Source organism: Streptomyces sp. GB4-14 (assembly GCF_022696125.1).
Taxonomy (GTDB): Bacteria; Actinomycetota; Actinomycetes; order Streptomycetales; family Streptomycetaceae; genus Streptomyces; species Streptomyces werraensis.
Genome location: NZ_RZHO01000002.1, coordinates 3,908,986 through 3,927,570 on the forward strand (window position 1 = coordinate 3,908,986; position 18,585 = coordinate 3,927,570).

General features: G+C 72.8%; 14 protein-coding genes. 4 read left to right on the forward strand and 10 right to left on the reverse strand.

Annotated features, from left to right (window positions below):
- Positions 1 to 63: 63 nt before the first annotated feature.
- Entirely contained in the window at positions 64 to 1,539 is a 1,476-nt protein-coding gene (locus tag ELQ39_RS19295; protein WP_435878983.1) for an LCP family protein, read from the reverse strand.
- Between the two features lie 129 nt (positions 1,540 to 1,668).
- Here ELQ39_RS19295 and ELQ39_RS19300 point away from each other — a divergent pair, with 129 nt between their 5' ends.
- The gene (locus ELQ39_RS19300) at positions 1,669 to 2,709 is read left to right on the forward strand and encodes a glycosyltransferase family 2 protein (protein ID WP_242593021.1); all 1,041 of its coding nucleotides are present in this window, start codon (positions 1,669 to 1,671) and stop codon (positions 2,707 to 2,709) included.
- A 58-nt stretch (positions 2,710 to 2,767) separates the two neighbouring features.
- Here the strand turns inward: ELQ39_RS19300 and ELQ39_RS19305 are convergent, their stop codons facing one another.
- The 5 genes from ELQ39_RS19305 to ELQ39_RS19325 all read right to left on the reverse strand — a co-directional run bounded on the left by ELQ39_RS19305 (position 2,768) and on the right by ELQ39_RS19325 (position 10,420).
- On the reverse strand, positions 2,768 to 4,360 hold the full coding sequence (locus tag ELQ39_RS19305) for an LCP family protein (protein WP_242593022.1): 1,593 nt from the start codon (positions 4,358 to 4,360) through the stop codon (positions 2,768 to 2,770).
- Positions 4,361 to 4,507: 147 nt separating this feature from the next.
- Positions 4,508 to 6,166 carry an LCP family protein gene (locus tag ELQ39_RS19310; RefSeq protein WP_242593023.1) on the reverse strand — a complete coding sequence of 553 codons (1,659 nt, stop codon included), beginning with the start codon at positions 6,164 to 6,166 and terminating at the stop codon, positions 4,508 to 4,510.
- Between the two features lie 81 nt (positions 6,167 to 6,247).
- Positions 6,248 to 8,014 (reverse strand): LCP family protein, encoded by a 1,767-nt coding sequence (locus ELQ39_RS19315; RefSeq protein ID WP_242593024.1) that lies wholly within the window; start codon positions 8,012 to 8,014, stop codon positions 6,248 to 6,250.
- A 243-nt stretch (positions 8,015 to 8,257) separates the two neighbouring features.
- Positions 8,258 to 9,466 carry an LCP family protein gene (locus ELQ39_RS19320; RefSeq protein WP_190002722.1) on the reverse strand — a complete coding sequence of 403 codons (1,209 nt, stop codon included), beginning with the start codon at positions 9,464 to 9,466 and terminating at the stop codon, positions 8,258 to 8,260.
- Between the two features lie 192 nt (positions 9,467 to 9,658).
- Positions 9,659 to 10,420 (reverse strand): TIGR03089 family protein, encoded by a 762-nt coding sequence (locus ELQ39_RS19325; RefSeq protein WP_242593025.1) that lies wholly within the window; start codon positions 10,418 to 10,420, stop codon positions 9,659 to 9,661.
- Positions 10,421 to 10,560: 140 nt separating this feature from the next.
- On the opposite strand from ELQ39_RS19325, the gene ELQ39_RS19330 reads away from it, so the two are divergent.
- Together ELQ39_RS19330 and ELQ39_RS19335 are read left to right on the forward strand one after the other, a co-directional pair.
- Positions 10,561 to 12,027 carry a peptidoglycan recognition protein family protein gene (locus tag ELQ39_RS19330; RefSeq protein WP_242593026.1) on the forward strand — a complete coding sequence of 489 codons (1,467 nt, stop codon included), beginning with the start codon at positions 10,561 to 10,563 and terminating at the stop codon, positions 12,025 to 12,027.
- A 130-nt stretch (positions 12,028 to 12,157) separates the two neighbouring features.
- Positions 12,158 to 13,240, forward strand: coding sequence for a sugar phosphate nucleotidyltransferase (locus ELQ39_RS19335; RefSeq protein WP_225626843.1), 1,083 nt, complete (start codon positions 12,158 to 12,160; stop codon positions 13,238 to 13,240).
- A gap of 412 nt (positions 13,241 to 13,652) precedes the next feature.
- Here ELQ39_RS19335 and ELQ39_RS19340 read toward each other — a convergent pair whose 3' ends face one another.
- The 4 genes from ELQ39_RS19340 to ELQ39_RS19355 are packed head-to-tail and all read right to left on the reverse strand — an operon-like array spanning position 13,653 to position 17,546.
- Positions 13,653 to 14,657, reverse strand: a complete 1,005-nt coding sequence (locus ELQ39_RS19340; protein WP_242593027.1) for a DNA-3-methyladenine glycosylase family protein — start codon at positions 14,655 to 14,657, stop codon at positions 13,653 to 13,655.
- Between the two features lie 50 nt (positions 14,658 to 14,707).
- Positions 14,708 to 16,015, reverse strand: a complete 1,308-nt coding sequence (locus ELQ39_RS19345; RefSeq protein ID WP_242593028.1) for a coenzyme F420-0:L-glutamate ligase — start codon at positions 16,013 to 16,015, stop codon at positions 14,708 to 14,710.
- Positions 16,012 to 16,971, reverse strand: a complete 960-nt coding sequence (gene cofD, locus ELQ39_RS19350; protein ID WP_190002716.1) for a 2-phospho-L-lactate transferase — start codon at positions 16,969 to 16,971, stop codon at positions 16,012 to 16,014. Before cofD ends, ELQ39_RS19345 begins: the two co-directional genes overlap by 4 nt.
- Positions 16,972 to 17,012: 41 nt before the next feature.
- Complete coding sequence (locus tag ELQ39_RS19355) at positions 17,013 to 17,546, reverse strand: cysteine dioxygenase (RefSeq protein ID WP_190002715.1); 534 nt, start codon at positions 17,544 to 17,546, stop codon at positions 17,013 to 17,015.
- Positions 17,547 to 18,264: 718 nt separating this feature from the next.
- On the opposite strand from ELQ39_RS19355, the gene ELQ39_RS19360 reads away from it, so the two are divergent.
- Entirely contained in the window at positions 18,265 to 18,528 is a 264-nt protein-coding gene (locus ELQ39_RS19360) for a WhiB family transcriptional regulator (RefSeq protein WP_006134669.1), read from the forward strand.
- Positions 18,529 to 18,585 lie beyond the last annotated feature (57 nt).

Below are 18,585 nucleotides of genomic sequence, written 5' to 3' on the forward strand. Positions count from 1 at the left end.
GCCCGTCCGGCTGCTCGGGGTCACGGCCCGCAGAGGACAGAGGGGGACCGCCGCAGGCGGGGGTCAGCCGCAGTTGACCTCGTCGCCTCGGACCACCCCGAACTCTCCCTGGCCCGGGTCCTCGGGGCGGACCTTGCGGACCTTCTCGAAGTCGTCGCCCGCGATGACCTTCAAGGTGGGGCCCTGGCCCTTCACCGCGCGCAGTTCGCTGCCGGGGAGGGCCGCCGCGAGGGACTTCGCCGAGCGGTCCCAGCGGGGGTCGTAGGCGACGACCGTGCGCCGGTGGTCCTGGCGGGCGGCGTTCACGGGGGCCTTGGTGGTGGCGAAGCCGGTCGCCGCCAGGGCCGCGTCCACCCGCCGCCCCAGACCGGGCGTGCGGGTGCCGTTCTCGACCTGCACCCGGATCTGCTTCGGGTCGACCGGCACCCGCAGCGCCGCGCCGGCCGAGGGCCGCGTGGACAGCGGCTCGTCGCGGCGCAGCGCGTCGAAGATGCGCTCGGACTTCTCCGGGTCCCACTTCAGCGTCGAGCCGATGCCCTTCACGACGAGCCCCGGCGTCACCACGGGCACGGTGGTGAACTCCGACGACGACGGCGAGAAGTTCCGCATCGCCCGCCCCAGGTCGAGCAGCTCACCCGTGCCGAACCCCTCGTCCGCGCGGACCGAGCCGAGCACCGCGCGCGTGACGTCCCGGAACCGCATCGGGTTCAGCAGGATCCCGGACGACGTGGCCCGCTCCACCAGCGCCGCCAGGAAATGCTGCTGCCGCCGCATCCGGCTGAGGTCGGACCCCCCGTCGACGTACCGGGCACGGACGTACTGGAGGGCCTCGCCGCCCTTGAGGGTGTGCCGGCCAGGGGGCAGGTCGAGCCCGCTGTGGCTGTCCTTCAGCCGCTGGTCGGTGCAGATCTCCACGCCCCCGACCACGTCGACGGTCTTCATGAAGCTGGCGAAGTCGACCTCCAGGTAGTGGTCGATCTTCACCCGGGTCATCTTCTCCACCGTCCGCACGGTGAGCTGCGGTCCGCCCTCCGCGTACGCCGCGTTCAGCTTCAGCGGGTGTCCCTTGTGCCGCTGCCCGCTCACCCGGTCGGTGTGCGGGGGCGTCAGGGCGTAGGAGTCGCGGGGCAGACTGACGACGCTGGCGCGGTCCCGGTCCTCCGAGATGTGCACGATCATGATCGTGTCGGTGCAGTGGCAGGGCGCCCCGCCGAGCCGGTAGCGCTCCCGCTCCGCCTCGCCGATGCTGTCCCGCCCGTCCGTGCCGACCAGCAGGATGTTCATGCCGTGACCGGCCCGGGGCCGGTTCTTCATGTCGCGGAAGGGGTCGACCCGTGCGATGTCGTCGTCGAGCCCGCTGAGCACCGCGTGCCCGATCCCCGCGGAGGCGAGCACCACGACCGACAGCGCGGTGACCGTGCGCATGACCCACCGCGGCCGGCGGCGCGGGGGCGCGGGCGGGCGCGGGGCCGGGCGGGGCGGCCGCGCCGGGCGCCGGTCGGGGTTTCGGGGCCGGGGGGAGCGCGGCGGCGTGGGCAAGGGGGGCACCTCCGGACGACGGCCGAGCGTGGAATCGTGAGCACCGTAGGCCGATACGATCTGCGGCCCTCCGCACAGCACCCCGGCACGCGCAGACGTGTCCCCCGTTCGCGGTAACGTGAGGCTCCTATGAACGCCAATCCCGACGTGCGGCCCCCGGCCGTTTCCGTGATCATGCCCGTCCTCAACGAGGAACGGCATCTGCGCGGCGCGGTCCGCGCGATCCTCGCCCAGGAGTACGCCGGCGAGATGGAGGTCGTGATCGCCCTCGGTCCGTCCACGGACCGCACGGACGAGATCGCCGCCGAGCTCGTCGCCGAGGACCCGCGGGTGCACACCGTGCCCAACCCGACGGGCCGCACCCCGGCCGCCCTCAACGCGGCGATCGAGGCCTCGCGCCATCCGATCGTGGTCCGCGTCGACGGCCACGGGATGCTCTCCCCGGACTACATCGCCACCGCCGTGCGCCTCCTGGAGGAGACCGGCGCGCAGAACGTCGGCGGCATCATGCACGCCGAGGGCGAGAACGACTGGGAGCGGGCCGTCGCCGCCGCGATGACCTCGAAGATCGGCGTGGGCAACGCCGCCTTCCACACCGGCGGCGAGGCGGGCCCCGCCGAGACCGTGTACCTGGGCGTGTTCCGGCGCGAGGCGCTGGAGCGGCAGGGCGGCTACAACGTGGAGTTCATCCGCGCCCAGGACTGGGAGCTGAACTTCCGTATCCGGGAGGCGGGCGGGCTGATCTGGTTCTCGCCCGAGCTGCGGGTGTCGTACCGCCCCCGCCCGTCCGTGCGGGCGCTCGCCAAGCAGTACAAGGACTACGGCCGTTGGCGCCACGTGGTGGCCCGCTACCACTCCGGCTCCATCAACCTGCGCTACCTCGCCCCGCCGACCGCGGTGTGCGCGATCGCGGCCGGCCTCGTGGTGGGCGCGGCGCTCACCCCGTGGGGCTTCGTGATCCCCGGCGGCTACCTCGCGGCGATCGTCGCGGGCTCGATACCCGCCGGCAAGGGCCTGCCGCTGAAGGCGCGGCTGCAGATCCCGGTGGCCCTCGCCACCATGCACATGTCGTGGGGCTGGGGCTTCCTGACCAGCCCGCGCTCCCTGGCGAAGAAGGTCATCGCCTCCCGCCGGCCCGCCGTCAAGGCGGAGGACGCCAAGGCGGCCTGACCCCCCGTCACCCTTGCGCCCGAAGGCCCCTTCCCGCACCGGGAAGGGGCCTTCGCGGTCACCAGGTGAAGCCGGGGTCCACGTGCATGCAGGCCTTGTCGTCCGCGCCGTTGAGGGCCTGCGCCGACTCGGGCGTGGTGTCGTCCTCCTCGGGCGCCTCGTACCGCGTGCCCTCGCGCCAGTCCGCGCCCACGACGAGCGTCACGCCGGACACGTCCGTGGACCGCTTCACCGCGTCCGCCGGGATGCCGAGGACCGCGGCGACACGGCGGGCGTCGCCCTCCAGGTCGGCGCTCGGGTAACGCACCACGGTCCGCCCCTGCGTGTACGCGCCCGCGGTGTCGGCGGTGGCGCCGGTGAAGCCCTTCTCCCGCAGCGCACCGGCGATCGCGGAGGCCCGGCCGGAGGCGGGCGCGAGGGAGTCGGTGCGGGTGCCGTTGCGGACCTGCACGGCGATGGCGGCGTCGTCCGCGGCCGGGTCGGCGGGCGGCTTCTCCACGGCCGGCTTCGGCTTGGCGTCCCTGCCGTCCAGGGCGATGTCCTCGCGCACCAGCCGGAACAGCTTCTCGGCGTCCTCGGTGGGCTCCACGCGTGCGCCTACGTACCGGTTGGGCATCGTCGTCATGGTGATGCGCTCCGGCTTCACCTTCCGCAGCTCGGTGCTCAGGTCGTACAGCTTCTTCACCGTGTCGAGGCCGGGGTCGACGGTGAGCGCCCGGGTGGCCTCCTCGGCCAGCCTGCGCAGGTTGTTGGGGCTGCTCAGCGTGGCGTTCTCACGCAGCTGCCGGGCGAGCGAGTTCATGTACATGTGCTGCGCCTTGGCCCGCGCGAGGTCGCTGCCGTCCTCGAAGCCGTACCGGGTGCGCAGCCACTGCAGGGCCTGCTCGCCCTTGACCGGGTGGGTGCCCTTCGGCAGCTTCAGCCCGGAGCCGTGGCCCTGGCTGTCGCGCGAGTGGATGTTGGCGTCGACGCAGACGGGGACGCCGCCGACCGCGTCCGCCATGGCGACCACGCCCGCGAAGTCCACCATGACGAAGTGGTCGATGTGGATGCCGGTCAGCTCCTGCCAGGTGGCCACCGTGCAGCCCGGACCGCCGTGCCCCAGGCTCTCGTTGGCCATGCGGCGGCCCTCGCTCGCCGGATACACCGTGCCGTCGTCGGGGTCGGTGCACTTGGGGATCTTCAGCAGGGTGTCGCGCGGCATGCTGATCACGGACATGTTGCTGCGGTCCGCGGACAGGTGCACCAGCATCTGCACGTCCGCAAGCGGCGTCGAGCCGAACGTCTCGCGGGCGCCGCCGAGTTTCTGGTTCTCCTCGCTGTCCCGCGCGTCGCTGCCGATCAGCAGGATGTTCAGCGGGGTCTGGCCCGCCGCGTTGGGCGTCGGCTCGGCGACCTTGCTGTCGCCCAGGTTCAGCGGGTCCTTCCGGATGTTGTCGTTGAGCTCGCGGTAGTACAGGTAACCCGCCGCGCCGGCCGCGAGTATGAGCAGCGCGAGCACCGCGGCCGACCACTTGAGGATTCCGCGCAAGCGCCGCGGACGCGGGGCCGAGCCGTCGGCGGGCGGGGCGTCCTCGGCGGGCGGGGCGTCGTCGGGAGCCGGCGCGAGCTCCTCGTGGCGGGCCGTCTCCCGCGTGGCGTTCTGTGTCACTGCCCCGTCCTTCCCACCCCTGGAAACCCCGCTCCGGAACGCAGGCCCCGCCCTGCGTCCTGTTAGACGCACGACGGGCCCGTCAGTTGCCCCGGGTTTTCCCTCGATTTCCTCAAGAGGGGGCGGGGTCCCCGCCCGCCGCGGGCGCTACCAGCGGTACGGCGCGTACACGTCCATGCAGGCGCCCTTCTCGGCCGCGGTGAGCGCGTCGGCGTCGTCCGGCAGGTCGCCCGCCTTCGGCGGCTCCGGCTCCCGGTACGTGGCGCCCTCGCGCCAGTCCGCGCCGACCACCACGGTGACCCCGGAGACGTCGGCCGACCGGCGGACCGAACCCGTCGGGATGCCCAGGGACTCGGCGACCCGCTGGGCGTCCCCCTTCAGGTCGTCGGCCGGGTAGCGCACGACGGTCCGCTCCTCGGCGCCGGCGGCGGAGGTGTCCGGCGCGGCACGGGTGAACCCCTGTTCGGTCAGCTCCTCGGCGATCGCGCTCGCCCGGCCGGTGACCGGCCCCTCGGTGGCGGACCGGGTGGCGTTCCGCACCAGCACGCCGATCTCGTCGTCGGGCGCGGACGGGTCGGCGGTGCGCTCCTCGCGGGACGCCTTCCCGGCCCCGCCCGTGCCGCTCTTCGCGCCCTTGCCGCCCTTGCCGCCCTTGTCGTCGAACGGCACGTCGTCGCGCAGCAGCGCCCAGACCTGCTCCGCGTCGTCCCCGGCGGGCAGCAGGTGGTTGGCGTTCTGCGGGTCCGGGACGGTCGGCAGGGTCGTCATCGTGATGCGGTCCGGCGGCACCGTCCGCAGCTGCATCCCCAGGTCGTACAGCTTCTTCACCGACCCGATCTCCTCGGAGACCTGGAGCGACTTCGTGGCCGCCTCGGCGAGATCGGTGAGCCGCCCGGTGTCGGTGAACACGTTCTGCCCGCGCAGCGTGCGGATCATCGAGTTCATGTACATGCGCTGCGCCCGGGTGCGCAGGACGTCGCTGCCCCACGCGTGCCGCGTGCGCAGCCACTGCAGGGCCTGCACGCCCTCCACCTTGGTCTTCCCCGCCCGCAGCTTCAGGCCCGAGCCACCGGGCACGCCGGGCAGCGGCCGGTCCCACACGTTCTGCCGGACGCACACCTCGACGCCGCCGACCGCGTCCGCCATCCGCACCACGCCGGCGAAGTCGATGGTCATCCAGTGGTCGACGTAGACACCGGTGAGGTTCTCCCAGGTGGCCAGCGTGCAGCCCGGACCGCCGCGCGCCAGCGAGGTGTTGATGATGTCGTTGGTCTCCGGGTACGTCGTCCCGGTGTCCGGGTCGGTGCAGCGGGGGATGTCGACGCGGGTGTCGCGCGGGATGCTCACCACGGCCGCGCTCCTCCGGTCCGCGGCCAGGTGGATCAGCATCTGCACGTCGCCCAGCGGCGGGTTGCCGCGGTTGGCCTTGCCGCCGCCGAGGGCGACGTTGGCGTCGGAGGCGCGGCTGTCGGAACCGATCAGCAGGATGTTGAGGGGCGTCTGCCCGGCCGCGTTCGGCGCGGACCGCTCGGCCTTGGAGTCGCCGCTGCTGCGCTCGCCCTTCACCAGGTTGTCGTTGAGGTGGTCGTAGTACAGGTAACCGGCGCCCGCCGTGCCGAGTATCAGCACGGCCAGGGTCGTCGCCGACCAGCGCAGGGCGCGCCGCGTCCGTCCGCCGCGCGGTCTCCCGCTGCCGTCGCCGCCCTCGGCGCGTCCTCCCTCGGGACGGCCCTCCTCGGGCGGGCCGGACCGGCGCGGGGCGCCGTCCTGCCGTGCCCCCTCCTCGTACACGTCACTTCGCGTCATCGTGCGGTGTTTCTCCCCACCCCTGGACATGGAACGGGCCCGTCTGCGCCCCGTAGGACGCGAGACGGGCCCGTCAGGTGCCTATTCGGCGCAGACGACCTTGTCCGCCGTGGACTTCTTGATGTCGTCCGGAGCCTTGTCCGGGGGCGTGAGCGAGACACCCGCGCCCTTGAAGTCCTTGCCGAGGGTCAGCGTCATCGCGGGGAGCCCCTGCGAGTTGGTGACGCTCTCGCCCGGCTTCAGCGCCGACGCGGACAGGCCCATGATGTCGGCCAGCCGGCGTGCCTGGTCCGCCTGGTCCGGGGCGTACTCGAGGGTGGTCTTCGCCGCTTCCGCGGGCGCGTTGCCCGCGTTCTCCGACTTGCTGACGCCCTCGTCGACCTGGAGCCAGCTCAGGGTCGACTGGGCGCTTCCGGCGGGCGCGCCGCCGTTGAGGATGCGGACCCGCACCTCGGAGGCCGGAGCCTTCTCGCCCTTCAGCCGGGCGGCGACGGCGGCCTTCTCCTTCTTCTGCTTCTTCTTGACCTCGGTGAACGACACGTCGTTGCGGATCAGGTCGAAGACCTGCGGCGCCTTGGACTCGTCGAGCACGACGGTCGCCTTCACCTTCTCCGCAGGGTTGTCGATCACCGGGATCGTCGTGAACGTCAGGTTCTTGACGTTGAGTTTGCCCAGCTCCAGACCGAGGTCCTTGAGCTTGTTGATGCTGTTGAGCGACGAGTCGACGGTGAGCGCCTTGGTGCCCGCCTCGGCCAGCTTGATCATCTTGGACGGGCTGGTGAGCGTGTCGTTCGACTTCAGCTCGCGCATCAGCGAGCTGAGGAACTGCTGCTGCAGCTCGATACGGCTCAGGTCGCCGCCGAGGCCCACCGAGTGACGGGTGCGCACGAACGCCAGCGCTTCCTCGCCCTCGATCCGGTGCGTGCCCTTGGGCAGGTTCAGGTGCGAGTCCGGGTCGTTGATGTCCTTGCCCAGGCACACCGGGACGCCGCCGACCGCCGAGGTCAGCGTCTTCACCGCGTTGAAGTCCGCCACCATGAAGTTGTCCGGCTTGATGCCGGTCAGCTCGGTCACGGTCCGCATGGTGCAGCTGGGCGTACGGCCGGCCTGTCCGAGGCTGGTGTTGAAGCGGACGCCGGTCTCGCCCGGGATGACCTTCTGGCTGCCGTCCTCCTGCTCGGTCGGGCAGTCCGGGATGTCGACTATCAGGTCGCGCGGGATGCTCAGCGCGGTGGCGTTGGAGCGGTCCTTGGAGACGTGCAGCAGGATCGTGGTGTCGGCGTGGCCTTCGCTGCCCTTGTCGCCGTAGCCCTCGTTGCCCGAGCCGGTGCGCTTGTCCGTGCCGATCAGCAGGATGTTGATGGCCTGGTCCTTCTTGAAGCCACCGGTGCCCGCCCCGTCGTCGGAGACGGACGTGATGTTGTCGTTCAGGTGCTCCAGGTAGAGATAGCCGCCCACACCCGTGGCGAGCACCAGGAAGGCCACCGTGCCGCTGGTCCACAGCAGCACCTTCTTGGCCTTCTTGGACTTCTTCGTCGGCCGGCGCCCCCGGCGGCCCGCCGGAGGCTCCTCCTGCGCACCCCGGCGCCGGCGCTGCGGCGGGACGTCCCGCCCGGGCGTCTCACTCCCGGCGGAGGCGCGGCCGGGGCGCTCGGGCGCCCGGTCGGGCGACGCCGACCGGGCACGCGGATTTCCCGCCCCCGCGTTCCGCGGCCCGCGCGGGCCCGGAATGGGTGACTGCGGTGCGGAAGGGCTCAGTCGCAGTTCGTATTCGCCGGTGCTCGGATTGAGTACCCACTGGTCTGCGGGATCGATGTTCTCTCCCCGCCCACGGCCTTGCGCGTCCACGGTCGCTCGAATCCTCCGTCGGGGCCACGCGGCGCCTTTCCCCTCCCAAGGCGCTCGGGTCTCGGTCACACAGTGCGGGATCTCAGGACGGACCTGAAGGAACGGACGCACCGGAGGGCTCACACTAACGGGCCGGATCGGCGTCCGGCGACGTCGGTGACGAATTCCACGCCTTCACAAGGGGCAATCCGCCCATTTCTGTGGACAGGAGTTCGCAGCCTGGGAGTTGTCTTTGAGTTCCCTTTACGCGCAGGGGTCCTCGGCGGCGGTGTTACCGGAGAACGTGGGTGCCGGGGACGCGCTGTCCGCCGGGGCCGTTGTTTCCTTTTCCGTGGCCTTTCGCTCACCGTCCGTGCCCACACGTATGGGTTCGTCCTTGCGCAGCCGCTCGAACAGTTTCCCGGCGGCGGGCTGGGCGAGCTGATCCCGATTCACGTCCCCGGCGTAGGACTCCCTTGGCACGGTGAGGAATTGCACACCCTCCGCAGGGATGTCACGCAGCCCCCGTACGAGTTCGTACAAACCGCGCAAGCTGGCGAGTTCGGGGTCGGTCGTGAGGGACGAGGTGGCCGCGTCCAGGACGGGATACAGCTTCACCGGATTCAGCAGGATCTCGTTGCTGCGCACCTTGTTGACCAGCGCGCCGAGGAACCGCTGCTGGCGCTCGATGCGGCCGGTGTCGCTGCCGTCCCCGAGGGTCTTGCGGGCGCGGACGTAACCGAGGGCCTGCTCCCCGTCGAGCGTCACCTGTCCTGCCGGCAGGTGCAGGTGGGCGTCCTTGTCGTCGATCGGCTCGTTCAGGCACACCTCGACGCCGTCCACCGCGTCGACCATGTCCTTGAACCCCTTGAAGTCGACGACGACGTGGTGGTCCACGCGGATGTCGGTCAGCTTCTCGGCGGTGCGGACGGTGCAGGCCGAGCCGCCCACCTCGAAGGCCGCGTTGAACTGGGCGAACATCGGCGCCGAACGCGACCCGTCGGGGCGGCGGCAGTCGGGCACGTCCACCATCAGGTCGCGCGGTATCGACACCGCGGTGGCGCTGCGCCGGCCCGCCGACAGATGCAGCAGGATCACCGTGTCCGAGCGCTCGGTGCCCGGATCGCGCCCGTAGCGGCGGTTCTCGGCGCCCGCCCGCGAGTCCGACCCGATCAGCAGGATGTTGAGGGCGTCCTTCACCAGGGCGGTGGGCCGGTCCTTCTCGAACCGGGCGAGCTCGGCCGCCGCCGCCTCGTCCGGGGTGATGTTCCCCTCCAGCTTCATGTACACCGCCCACCCGGCGGCCGCGGCGCCCACCAGCGCGAGGGACACCCCGAGGCCCACACCCCACACCCAGCGCCGGCGACGGCGGCGGACCGCGCCGCGCCCGCTCGGCGAGGAGCCGGCGCCCGGACCGTGGGGGCGTCCCGTCCCGCCCTGTCCCTCGGGGGGTGTGCCTGCGGTGTCGCTCATGCCGGTTCCACCCCTCCCTGCGTACGGGCCGGGACGGCGTACGGGTGCGGGCTGCTCCGCGTACCTCGCGGGTGCGCCCGGGGGCGTGCCGTTCGGTGTGCCGCTTCCTACGACTGTGGCCCGGGGGAGGGAGGGGTGGGAGGTGGTGCTGCGCCGAACGGGTGACGGCGGTGTGCGCCGGGGGAGGGCAGGTCAGCGGGCGATGACCGTGACCCGTTCGTTCTCGACCCGCTTGTCCAGGGCTTCGGCGTCCAGCCGGTCGAGGTTGCGGCACAGCACCACCGAGCCGCCGGTCGCCAGTGGCGCGTACAGCCCGGCGTTCAGTCCTTCCCAGGTGTCGTACGGCAGTCCGGAGAGGATGCGCGAACCGGGGCCGGTCAGCCCGAGCTCCGGCGCCTCCGCGCGGGCCCGCTCGACCACCTCCGCGCCCGAGAACTCCCGGCCCGCCACGATCAGCGCCGGCTCCTCCGGGTCGACGGGCGCGTACGGCACGAACCGGTCGCCCTGCCCCGGCACCTCCACGGCGTAGTCGGCGAAGCCCTCCGGCGGCTGCGGGAAGCGCCCGCCGAGCGGCCGCAACGCCAGCGCGACCCGCGGGCCGGAACAGGCGCGGGCGGCATCCAGCGACTCCGGCTCCGGACCGCTCACCGCCACGTCCGCCGCGGACGGGTCGCCGCCGACGTCCGCGACCACGCCGACCGACGCGCACGCCAGCAGCCACACCGCGGTCTGCCAGTGCGCGGGCAGCAGCAGGGCCACCCGGTCGCCCGGTTCGACGGACAGTTCGTCCTGGAGCAGGTTGGCGGTCTTGGCCACCCAATTGGCGAAGGTGGCCACGGACAATTCGACCCGCTCGCCCGTGGCGTCGTCGTAGAAGGTCACCAAGGGGCGTCCCGGGTCCGCGGCGAGCGCGGAACTCAGCAGGTCGGCAGGGGTGCGGTCGGTGGCGTTCACCCGTGTTAGCGTACGCGGCCCGCGCCGGGCGCACCCTCCGTGCGGACCAGGTGCGGGCCACCGGTTCGGGGGAACGGCAGCCGACAGACCGTCATATGAGCGATGGACAGATTTGTCTGACTATGTCCAAGCTCAGGGGCATGCGTGGAATTCTTGCTTCCTCAATCGGCGTCACCTGCGCCGCGGCCCTCGCCCTTCCGTTCGCCCCGCCCGCCGCCGCGTCCGCCTCGTCCGCCTCGTCCGCCGGGGCACCGGCGCCGGTGGCGGACGTGGCCACGCGAACCGCGGGGACGGCGGACGCCCGAGCCGACGCCCGAGCCGATGTCCCCGGCAGCACCCGGTCGCTGCCCCTACGGCCCCTCACCCGCGACCGTGCCTCCGGCGCCGTCCTCGGCCTGACGCCCCGCACGGTACGGCCCTTCTCCCTCCTCGGTGTCGTCTGGGACGACCCCTCCGCCGACCTCCACGGCCGCGTGCAGGTCCGCACCCGTGCGGCCGGCACGGGGGGGTGGACCGACTGGCAGGACGTCGAGACCCACTACACCCAGCACGGGGCGGACCCGGACTCCTCGGAGGCCGCCACCGGGAAGGTGCGGGGCGCCACCGCGCCGCTGTGGGTGGGGGAGTCGGACGGGGTCGAGGTGCGGGTGCTGCCGGAAGCCGGTGAGCCGGGGGATGCGGACCCCGTGGACACAGGGCCGGACGAGGGGGCGTCAGGCGGGGAGGGCGCCGGTGAAGGGGGTGAGGTGTCCACCCCGCCGGCCGGGATGCGGCTCGATCTGGTCGATCCGGGGGAGGCGGAGCCCGGGGAGTTCGCCGAGGGCGCGGAAGAACCTCGTACGGGCGTCATGACCGCCGCGGCCCAGGCCGCCTCCGCCGCCAACTCCGCCCTCGTGCCGCTCGGCGCCACCCATATCCCCTCGCTCACCGCCGAGGAGACACGGGAGAAACTCGTCACCCTGCGCGGCACCGAACTGACCGGGCAGCAGCAGGCCAAGCCGTACATCGGGCCGCGCCCCTCCATCGTCACCCGGCGCGGCTGGGGGGCGGACGAGAGCCTGCGCGAGAAGAGCTTCGTCTACACGAGCAAGGTCAAGGCGGCCTTCGTGCACCACACCGCCTCCGGCAACAACTACTCCTGCTCGCAGGCGCCCTCCCTGATCCGCGGCTTCTACCGCTACCACACCAAGAGCCTGGGCTGGCGGGACATCGGCTACAACTTCCTCGTCGACAAGTGCGGCCGCATCTACGAGGGCCGGGCCGGCGGTGTGGCCAAGCCGGTGAAGGGGGCGCACACCATGGGGTTCAACTCGAAGACCACCGGCATCGCCGTCATCGGCTCCTACGGCTCCAAGAAGCCGTCCTCCAAGGCGGTGAAGGCCGTCGCCCGGCTCACCGCCTGGAAGCTCGGGCTGCACGGCATGAACCCGAAGAAGAAGACGTCCCTGACGTCCGCCGGTGGCAACCTGTACGCGAAAGGCACGAAGGTGAAGATGAAGGTGATCTCCGGTCACCGGGACGGGTTCAACACCTCCTGCCCCGGGGGGAAGCTGTACAAGAAGCTGAGCAGCGTGCGGTCCAAGGCGGCCGAGTACCAAGGCCGCTGAGGGGCTGCTGAGGGCGCGAGTCCGCGGGGCGGCCGGGGGCCGGCCGCTCCGATCCTGCCGGGGAACGTCTGCATACACTGGCCGGCCGAAAGACAGTTCGGCCGGTCCCGGCAGGAAGCAGAGACGACAGGTGACAGAAGCGATCCTCCTGGTCGGCGGCAAGGGCACGCGGCTGCGTCCGCTCACGGTGCACACGCCCAAGCCCATGGTCCCGGCGGCCGGGGTGCCGTTCCTCACGCACCAGCTCGCGCGGGCGCGCGCGGCGGGCGTGGAGCACATCGTCCTCGCCACGTCGTACCTCGCCGAGGTGTTCGAGCCGTACTTCGGCGACGGGTCCGCGCTGGGGCTGCACATCGAGTACGTCACGGAGGAGGAGCCCCTCGGCACGGGCGGCGCCATCCGCAACGTCGCCTCGCGGCTGCACTCCGGGCCGGACGAGCCGGTGCTGGTGTTCAACGGGGACATCCTGACGGGGCTGGACATCCGGGCGCTGGTGCGGACGCACGAGACGTCGGGGGCCGACGTCTCGCTGCACCTCACGCAGGTGACCGATCCGCGGGCGTACGGGCTGGTGCCGACGGACGGGACGGGGCGGGTGCTGGCGTTCCTCGAGAAGCCGCAGACGCCCGAGGAGATCGTCACCGATCAGATCAACGCCGGGGCGTACGTCTTCCGGCGGTCCGTCATCGACACGATTCCCGCGGGGCGGGTGGTGTCGGTCGAGCGGGAGACGTTCCCCGGACTGCTGGCGGCGGGGGCGCACCTGCAGGGGATGGTCGACTCGACGTACTGGCTGGACCTCGGGACGCCGGCGGCGTTCGTACGGGGGTCGGCGGACCTGGTGCTGGGGAAGGCGCCGTCGCCGGCCGTGCCGGGGCGGTGCGGGGACCGGCTGGTGCTGCCGACGGCGCGGGTCGCGCCGGACGCGAAGCTGGCGGGCGGGACGGTGGTGGGCGAGGGGGCGTTCGTCGCGGAGGGCGCGCGGGTGTTCGGCTCGACGATCCTGCCGGGCGCGGTGATCGAACCGGGTGCGGTGGTCACGGACTCCCTGATCGGGACGCGGGCGCGGGTGGGGGAGCGGGCTGTGCTGACGGGGGCGGTGATAGGCGACGGGGCGGTCGTGGGCGCCCGCAACGAGCTGAGGGAGGGCGTGCGGGTGTGGTGCGACGCGCGGATTCCGGCGGGGGCTGTGCGGTTCTCGTCCGACCAGTAGTGCCTGCGGCGCATCGTCCTGTCCGGTGGGGGCGGCGTGGCGCCTGCGGTGGGTGGGTGGTGCGGGGCGGGGTGGGGGCGGTCGTGCTAGGTCCGGCGCGAGAGTGCGTCCCGGAAGGTTCAGGGCGCGGACGCGCCGGCCGCTGCGGGCGACCGCCCCCACCCCGTCCCCTCCCCGCCGCGAGCGGCTACGCCGACCCCGGTGGCTGAGGTCGCCTCCCGCCCTCCCAGGCACGCGACGGGCACAGGCCCCCCGCCAGCCGCGGGCATTTGTGCCGCTGGGGCGGCACGGGTGGGCGCGGCGGCACCCTGTCGGCGCCAGGGGCGTGAACACCCGCGGCCCGCACCAACGCCGGGTGCGGAGAGAGAAGAGGGTGCGGCAGCACAGGTACGTTGCTGTCCCGCACCGCGGTTCAAAGCCGACCGATGTCCCCGTGCGGCATACGGGGCGCCCGTCGCGCAGGCGTCCTCCCGCTCAGCAGGATGAGCCGCACCGCCCTGTGCCGCTGCCCCGCGTACGGCTCCAGCAACGACAGCATGACGGCGTCGTCCGCGTCACGGTCCCCCGCCAACGCCCACCCCACGATCCCCGGCAGATGCAGATCCCCCACGGTCACCGCATCCACCGCCCCATGACTCCGCTGCACCGTCTCCGCAGACGTCCACGGCCCGATCCCCGGCACCAGCTCCAACCGCGCCCGCGCCTCCTCGGGAGACATACGGGCCGCCTCCTCCAGCCGTGCGGCGACCCGCACCGCGCGCAGCACGGTCGAGGCCCGTTTGTCGTCGACGCCGGCGCGGTGCCATTCCCAGGAGGGGATCAGCGCCCAGGTGCGCGGCGCCGGCATCACCGCCATCCGATCGGGCGCCGGCCCGGGCGCGGGTCCGCCGAACTTGCGGACCAGCAGCCGCCACGCCCGGTACGCCTCCCCGGTCGTGACCTTCTGCTCCAGGATCGACGGGATCAACGACTCCAGCACCAGCCCGGTGCGCAGCAGCCGCAGGCCCGGCAGGCGGTGGTGGGTGAACGCCAGCAGACGGTGCCGGGGCACGAACGCGGACGGGTCGTCGGCGGCGCCGAGCAGTTCGGGGAGGCGGTCCAGGAGCCAGTCGGCGCCGGGGCCCCACGCCTGGCCACGGATCGTGTCGTCGTGCTGGGTCACCCGGAGGGTGCCGGGGCCGACAGGTGTGAGGCTGGTGCGCCACGCGGCGCCGTCCGGGGTCGTGCGGAACGTGGGGTCGCCGGTGCCCCGGCGCAGCGGGCCGAGGACCAGGCCCAGGTCCAGGGGGCCGTCCGGTACCCACGTGCGGGTCCGGGGCGAGGCCGGCGCGCTGCGCGGTCCCCGTGGCGACGGCATCGCGACATGGCCGCCGCGCACGGTGGTCCGCGTCGGGCGGGGAGCGAAGCGTCCGGCCACGAGAGTCCCTGAGGTGAGAGTGAAGAGCTCCTACGAGGGTAGGGCCTCGCTCACCGCACCTCGATGAAACGGGCGGCGTCCCGCTCGGGACGGGGGCGCGGCTCCTCGGCCGGGTGGCCCACCGCGACCGCGCCCATCGGGTCCCAGCCGGCCGGCAGGTCCAGGACCTCACGGACCACGTCACGGCAGAACATCGTCGACGACACCCACGCCGAGCCGAGCCGCTCGCCCGCGAGGGCCACCAGGAAGTTCTGCACGCCCGCGCCCATGGCGACGACGAACATCTCCCGCTCCGCGCCGTCCCTGCGGGCGTCGCCGTAATGGTGCGAGCCGTCCGTCACCAGGCAGGGCACGACCAGGTACGGGGCGTTGCGCAGGACGTCGCCGCGGCGGATCCGCTTGGCGACGGACTCCTCGGACTTGCCGTCCCGGCGCAGGTCCGCGATCCAGGCGTCGCGCATCGCGTCGAGGAGACGGGTGCGGGTCTCGGGGGATTCCAGGAGGACGAAGCGCCAGGGGGTCGTGTGGTGGGGCGCGGGGGCCGTCACGGCGGCGGCCACCGCACGGCGGACCGCCCCGGGGTCGACCGGCTCGTCCGTGAAGGACCGCACCGTGCGGCGCTGGGTGACCGCCTCGCGGACCGCCTCGGACGTGCCCAGACGGAACATGTCGTCGCGCGCGGCGCGGACCAGGGCGCGGGCGCCCTCGGTGTCGTCGGGGGACGTGGTGTGCGGCAGGCCGCGGACCACCGCCACCGGGAGGCCCGCGGCCTTGCCCTTGACCAGGTCGCCCGCGGCGGCCAGCTCGTCGGCGGTGGCGACGACCGTGGCGGCGAGCGGGTTGCCGTGCGCGTCGGTGCCGCCGCGCAGGTCGTCCAGCACGCGCACGCCCGCCGCGCCGATCGCCACGTCGGTCAGGCCCGCGCGCCAGGGGCGGCCGAAGGTGTCGGTGACGATCACGCCGACCTCGACGCCGAGCGCGTCGCGGATCCCTCGGCGGATCGCGCGCGCGGAGGCGTCCGGGTCCTCGGGGAGGAGCAGGACCGTGCCCGGCGCCGTGTTGGAGGCGTCGACGCCGGCGGCGGCCATCACCAGGCCCTGCCGGTTCTCGACGATGCGCAGGGGGCCGCGCCGGGCCACCACCCGTACGGTCTCCGCGTCGATCGCGGCCTCCCGGTCGGCGGCCTCGACGATCCGGCCCTCCGCCTTGGAGACGATCTTCGAGGTGACCAGGAGGACGTCGCCGTCGGCGAGGTCGGGCGCGGCGGCCGCGATCAGCTTGGCCAGGTCGTCGCCGGGACGGACCTCGGGCAGGCCCGGGAGGGCCCGGACCCGGTAGGCGGGGGGTGCCTCGCTCATGCCGTCCGGACCTCCTCGGCCAGGGCCAGCGCCTCGCGGGCCATCCGGGCGGCCGCGTCCACGTCGGTCATCATCAGGGGCACGGCCAGGCAGCGGATGCCCGCCGCCTCGACCCGCTCCACGCTCGCCGCGTCCACGGTGTCCACCAGCCAGCCGTCCAGCAGCCCGGAGCCGTAGTGCTCGGCGACCGCCGCCGCCGTGGACTCCACGCCGACGGCGGCGAGCACCTTGTCGGCCATGCCGCGCACCGGCGCGTCCCCCACGATCGGGGAGAGGCCGACCACCGGCACGCCCGCGTCGGCGATGGCCTCGCGGATGCCGGGCACCGCGAGGATCGTGCCGACGGACACCACCGGGTTGGACGGCGGGAAGAGGATCACGTCGGCCTCGCCGATCGCCTCCAGGACGCCCGGGGCGGGCTTGGCCTGCTCCGCGCCGACCGGCACGACCGCCTGGGCGGGCACCGAGGCCCGCAGCCGCACCCAGTACTCCTGGAAGTGGACCGCCTTGCGCTCGCCGTCCAGCTCGACCGCCACGTGCGTCTCGACGCGGTCGTCGGTCATGGGGATCAGCCGTACGCCGGGCTGCCAGCGGTCGCACAGCGCCTCGGTGACCGCGCTCAGCGGGAAGCCCGCGCCGAGCATCTGGGTGCGCACGATGTGCGTGGCGAAGTCGCGGTCGCCGAGCCCGAACCAGTCCGGGCCGACGCCGTAGGCCGCGAGCTCCTCCTTGAGGTGGAAGGTCTCGTCGCTCCGCCCCCAGCCCTGCTCCTCGTCGATACCGCCGCCGAGCGTGTACATCACCGTGTCGAGGTCCGGGCAGACCTTCAGCCCGAAGAGGTGGATGTCGTCCCCGGTGTTGCCGATGACCGTGATGTCCGCGTCCGGCACGGCCCGCTTCAGACCGCGCAGGAAACGGGCACCGCCGATGCCGCCTGCCAGAACCACAATGCGCATGGGGCCATCCTCGCAGGCCGCCACGACATCGCGTCAGCCAGTCACCGGACCGTTGCCGGGCGTGCCTCGCAGTGCGGGGCGGCGGGGGAGGCGGCGGCCGGGCGGAGCCGGGACGCGGGGTGCATCGGCATCTCGGTCAGGCCCGGGTAGTAGACGTGCAGGCTGACCGCGGGTTCCAGGGTGTCGTTGACGACGTCGTGCGCGTAGCCGGGCGCGAAGACCCGCTGGTCCCCGGCGGTCAGCACGCGCGTGCCGCGGTCGGTGCGCTCGGTCAGCGCGCCGTCCAGAACGGTGAGGACGCCGGAGGAACGGCCGTGGTCGTGCGGTCCGCTGCCCTGGCCGGGCACCCAGGACAGCAGCCAGACCTCGTAGCCGGGGCCGGTGCGCAGCCGGTGGTACCAGCGGGTGGTGGCGTCGTAGCGCACGAGGGGTTCCCACTGGGCGCGGTCGGCGGCGACGGCGCGGGCCAGACCGACGAACTCGGCCACGGTGGAGGGGTGTTCACGTTCGGGCTGGAGCAGGTGCGGGACTTCGAGGATGTCGCCGGCGATCTGCAGGTCGCTGTCGCTGTTCATGGGGTACGGAGGTCCTCGGCGCGATGAGGCGGGGCGGTGGGGGGTCGCCGCGTGGGGCCCGGGTCGCGGGCGGGCGGCAGGGTTCGCCCCGGTGGGAGCGGATTCAGCAGGAGGAAGCGGGGTCCTCGAGGGACGCGGCGGCGGGAGCGCGGTGGCTCAACAGCCGGTACAGCGACAGCTACAGCGAGCGCGGGCAGCACCGAGGAACCCGGCGGAGCGGGTCGAGGTGAGTGCCGGATTCGCGAGCATGCCCACAAGGAGAGCGGTTCACACCACCGAAGTCAACTCGACGCCCGGTATGTGGGACCGGGTTCACCTCATCCGGTTCATCTGGCAGGTGAAAGGTTTGCTCAGCCGGTTGCCGGGACACAAGGTGCGCACGGCCGGGCGCCCTGTGCGCCGTTGCGATCCTGTGACCCGACTGTGATCCGGATCGCCACGGCGGGGGGTGTCGGAACGGGATCGATCCTCTGGGCGTCCTCCCCCGTGAGGCTCTGTGGGGGCCGGACGCCCTCGCGGGTCCTATCTGCATGTCAAGGTTTAGGGTGATTTGAACACTTTCCGCTCGGCCTTGGTTCCGCAGAGTGAATAAGGGGCCCAATAGCAGATCTCGGCTTGACTCGCCCGGAGCAGCACACTTGTAATTTCACTCGTGTCGTTCAGCCGGAATCGGTAACGGCCACATCACGGGGACGCGAAAGACGGACGAGGGGCGCACATGACCGAGCTGGTGCAGCAACTGCTGGTCGACGACGCGGACGAGGAACTCGGCTGGCAGGAGCGCGCGCTGTGCGCCCAGACCGACCCCGAGTCCTTCTTCCCCGAGAAGGGCGGCTCCACCCGGGAGGCCAAGAAGGTCTGCCTCGCCTGCGAGGTCCGCTCCGAGTGCCTCGAGTACGCCCTCGCGCACGACGAGCGCTTCGGCATCTGGGGCGGTCTGTCCGAGCGGGAGCGCCGCCGCCTCAAGAAGGCCGCCGTCTGACGCGCGGCGCCCCGGGCGTCGCCCGGCGCACTCCCGATACGCACACGCTTCTTCGTA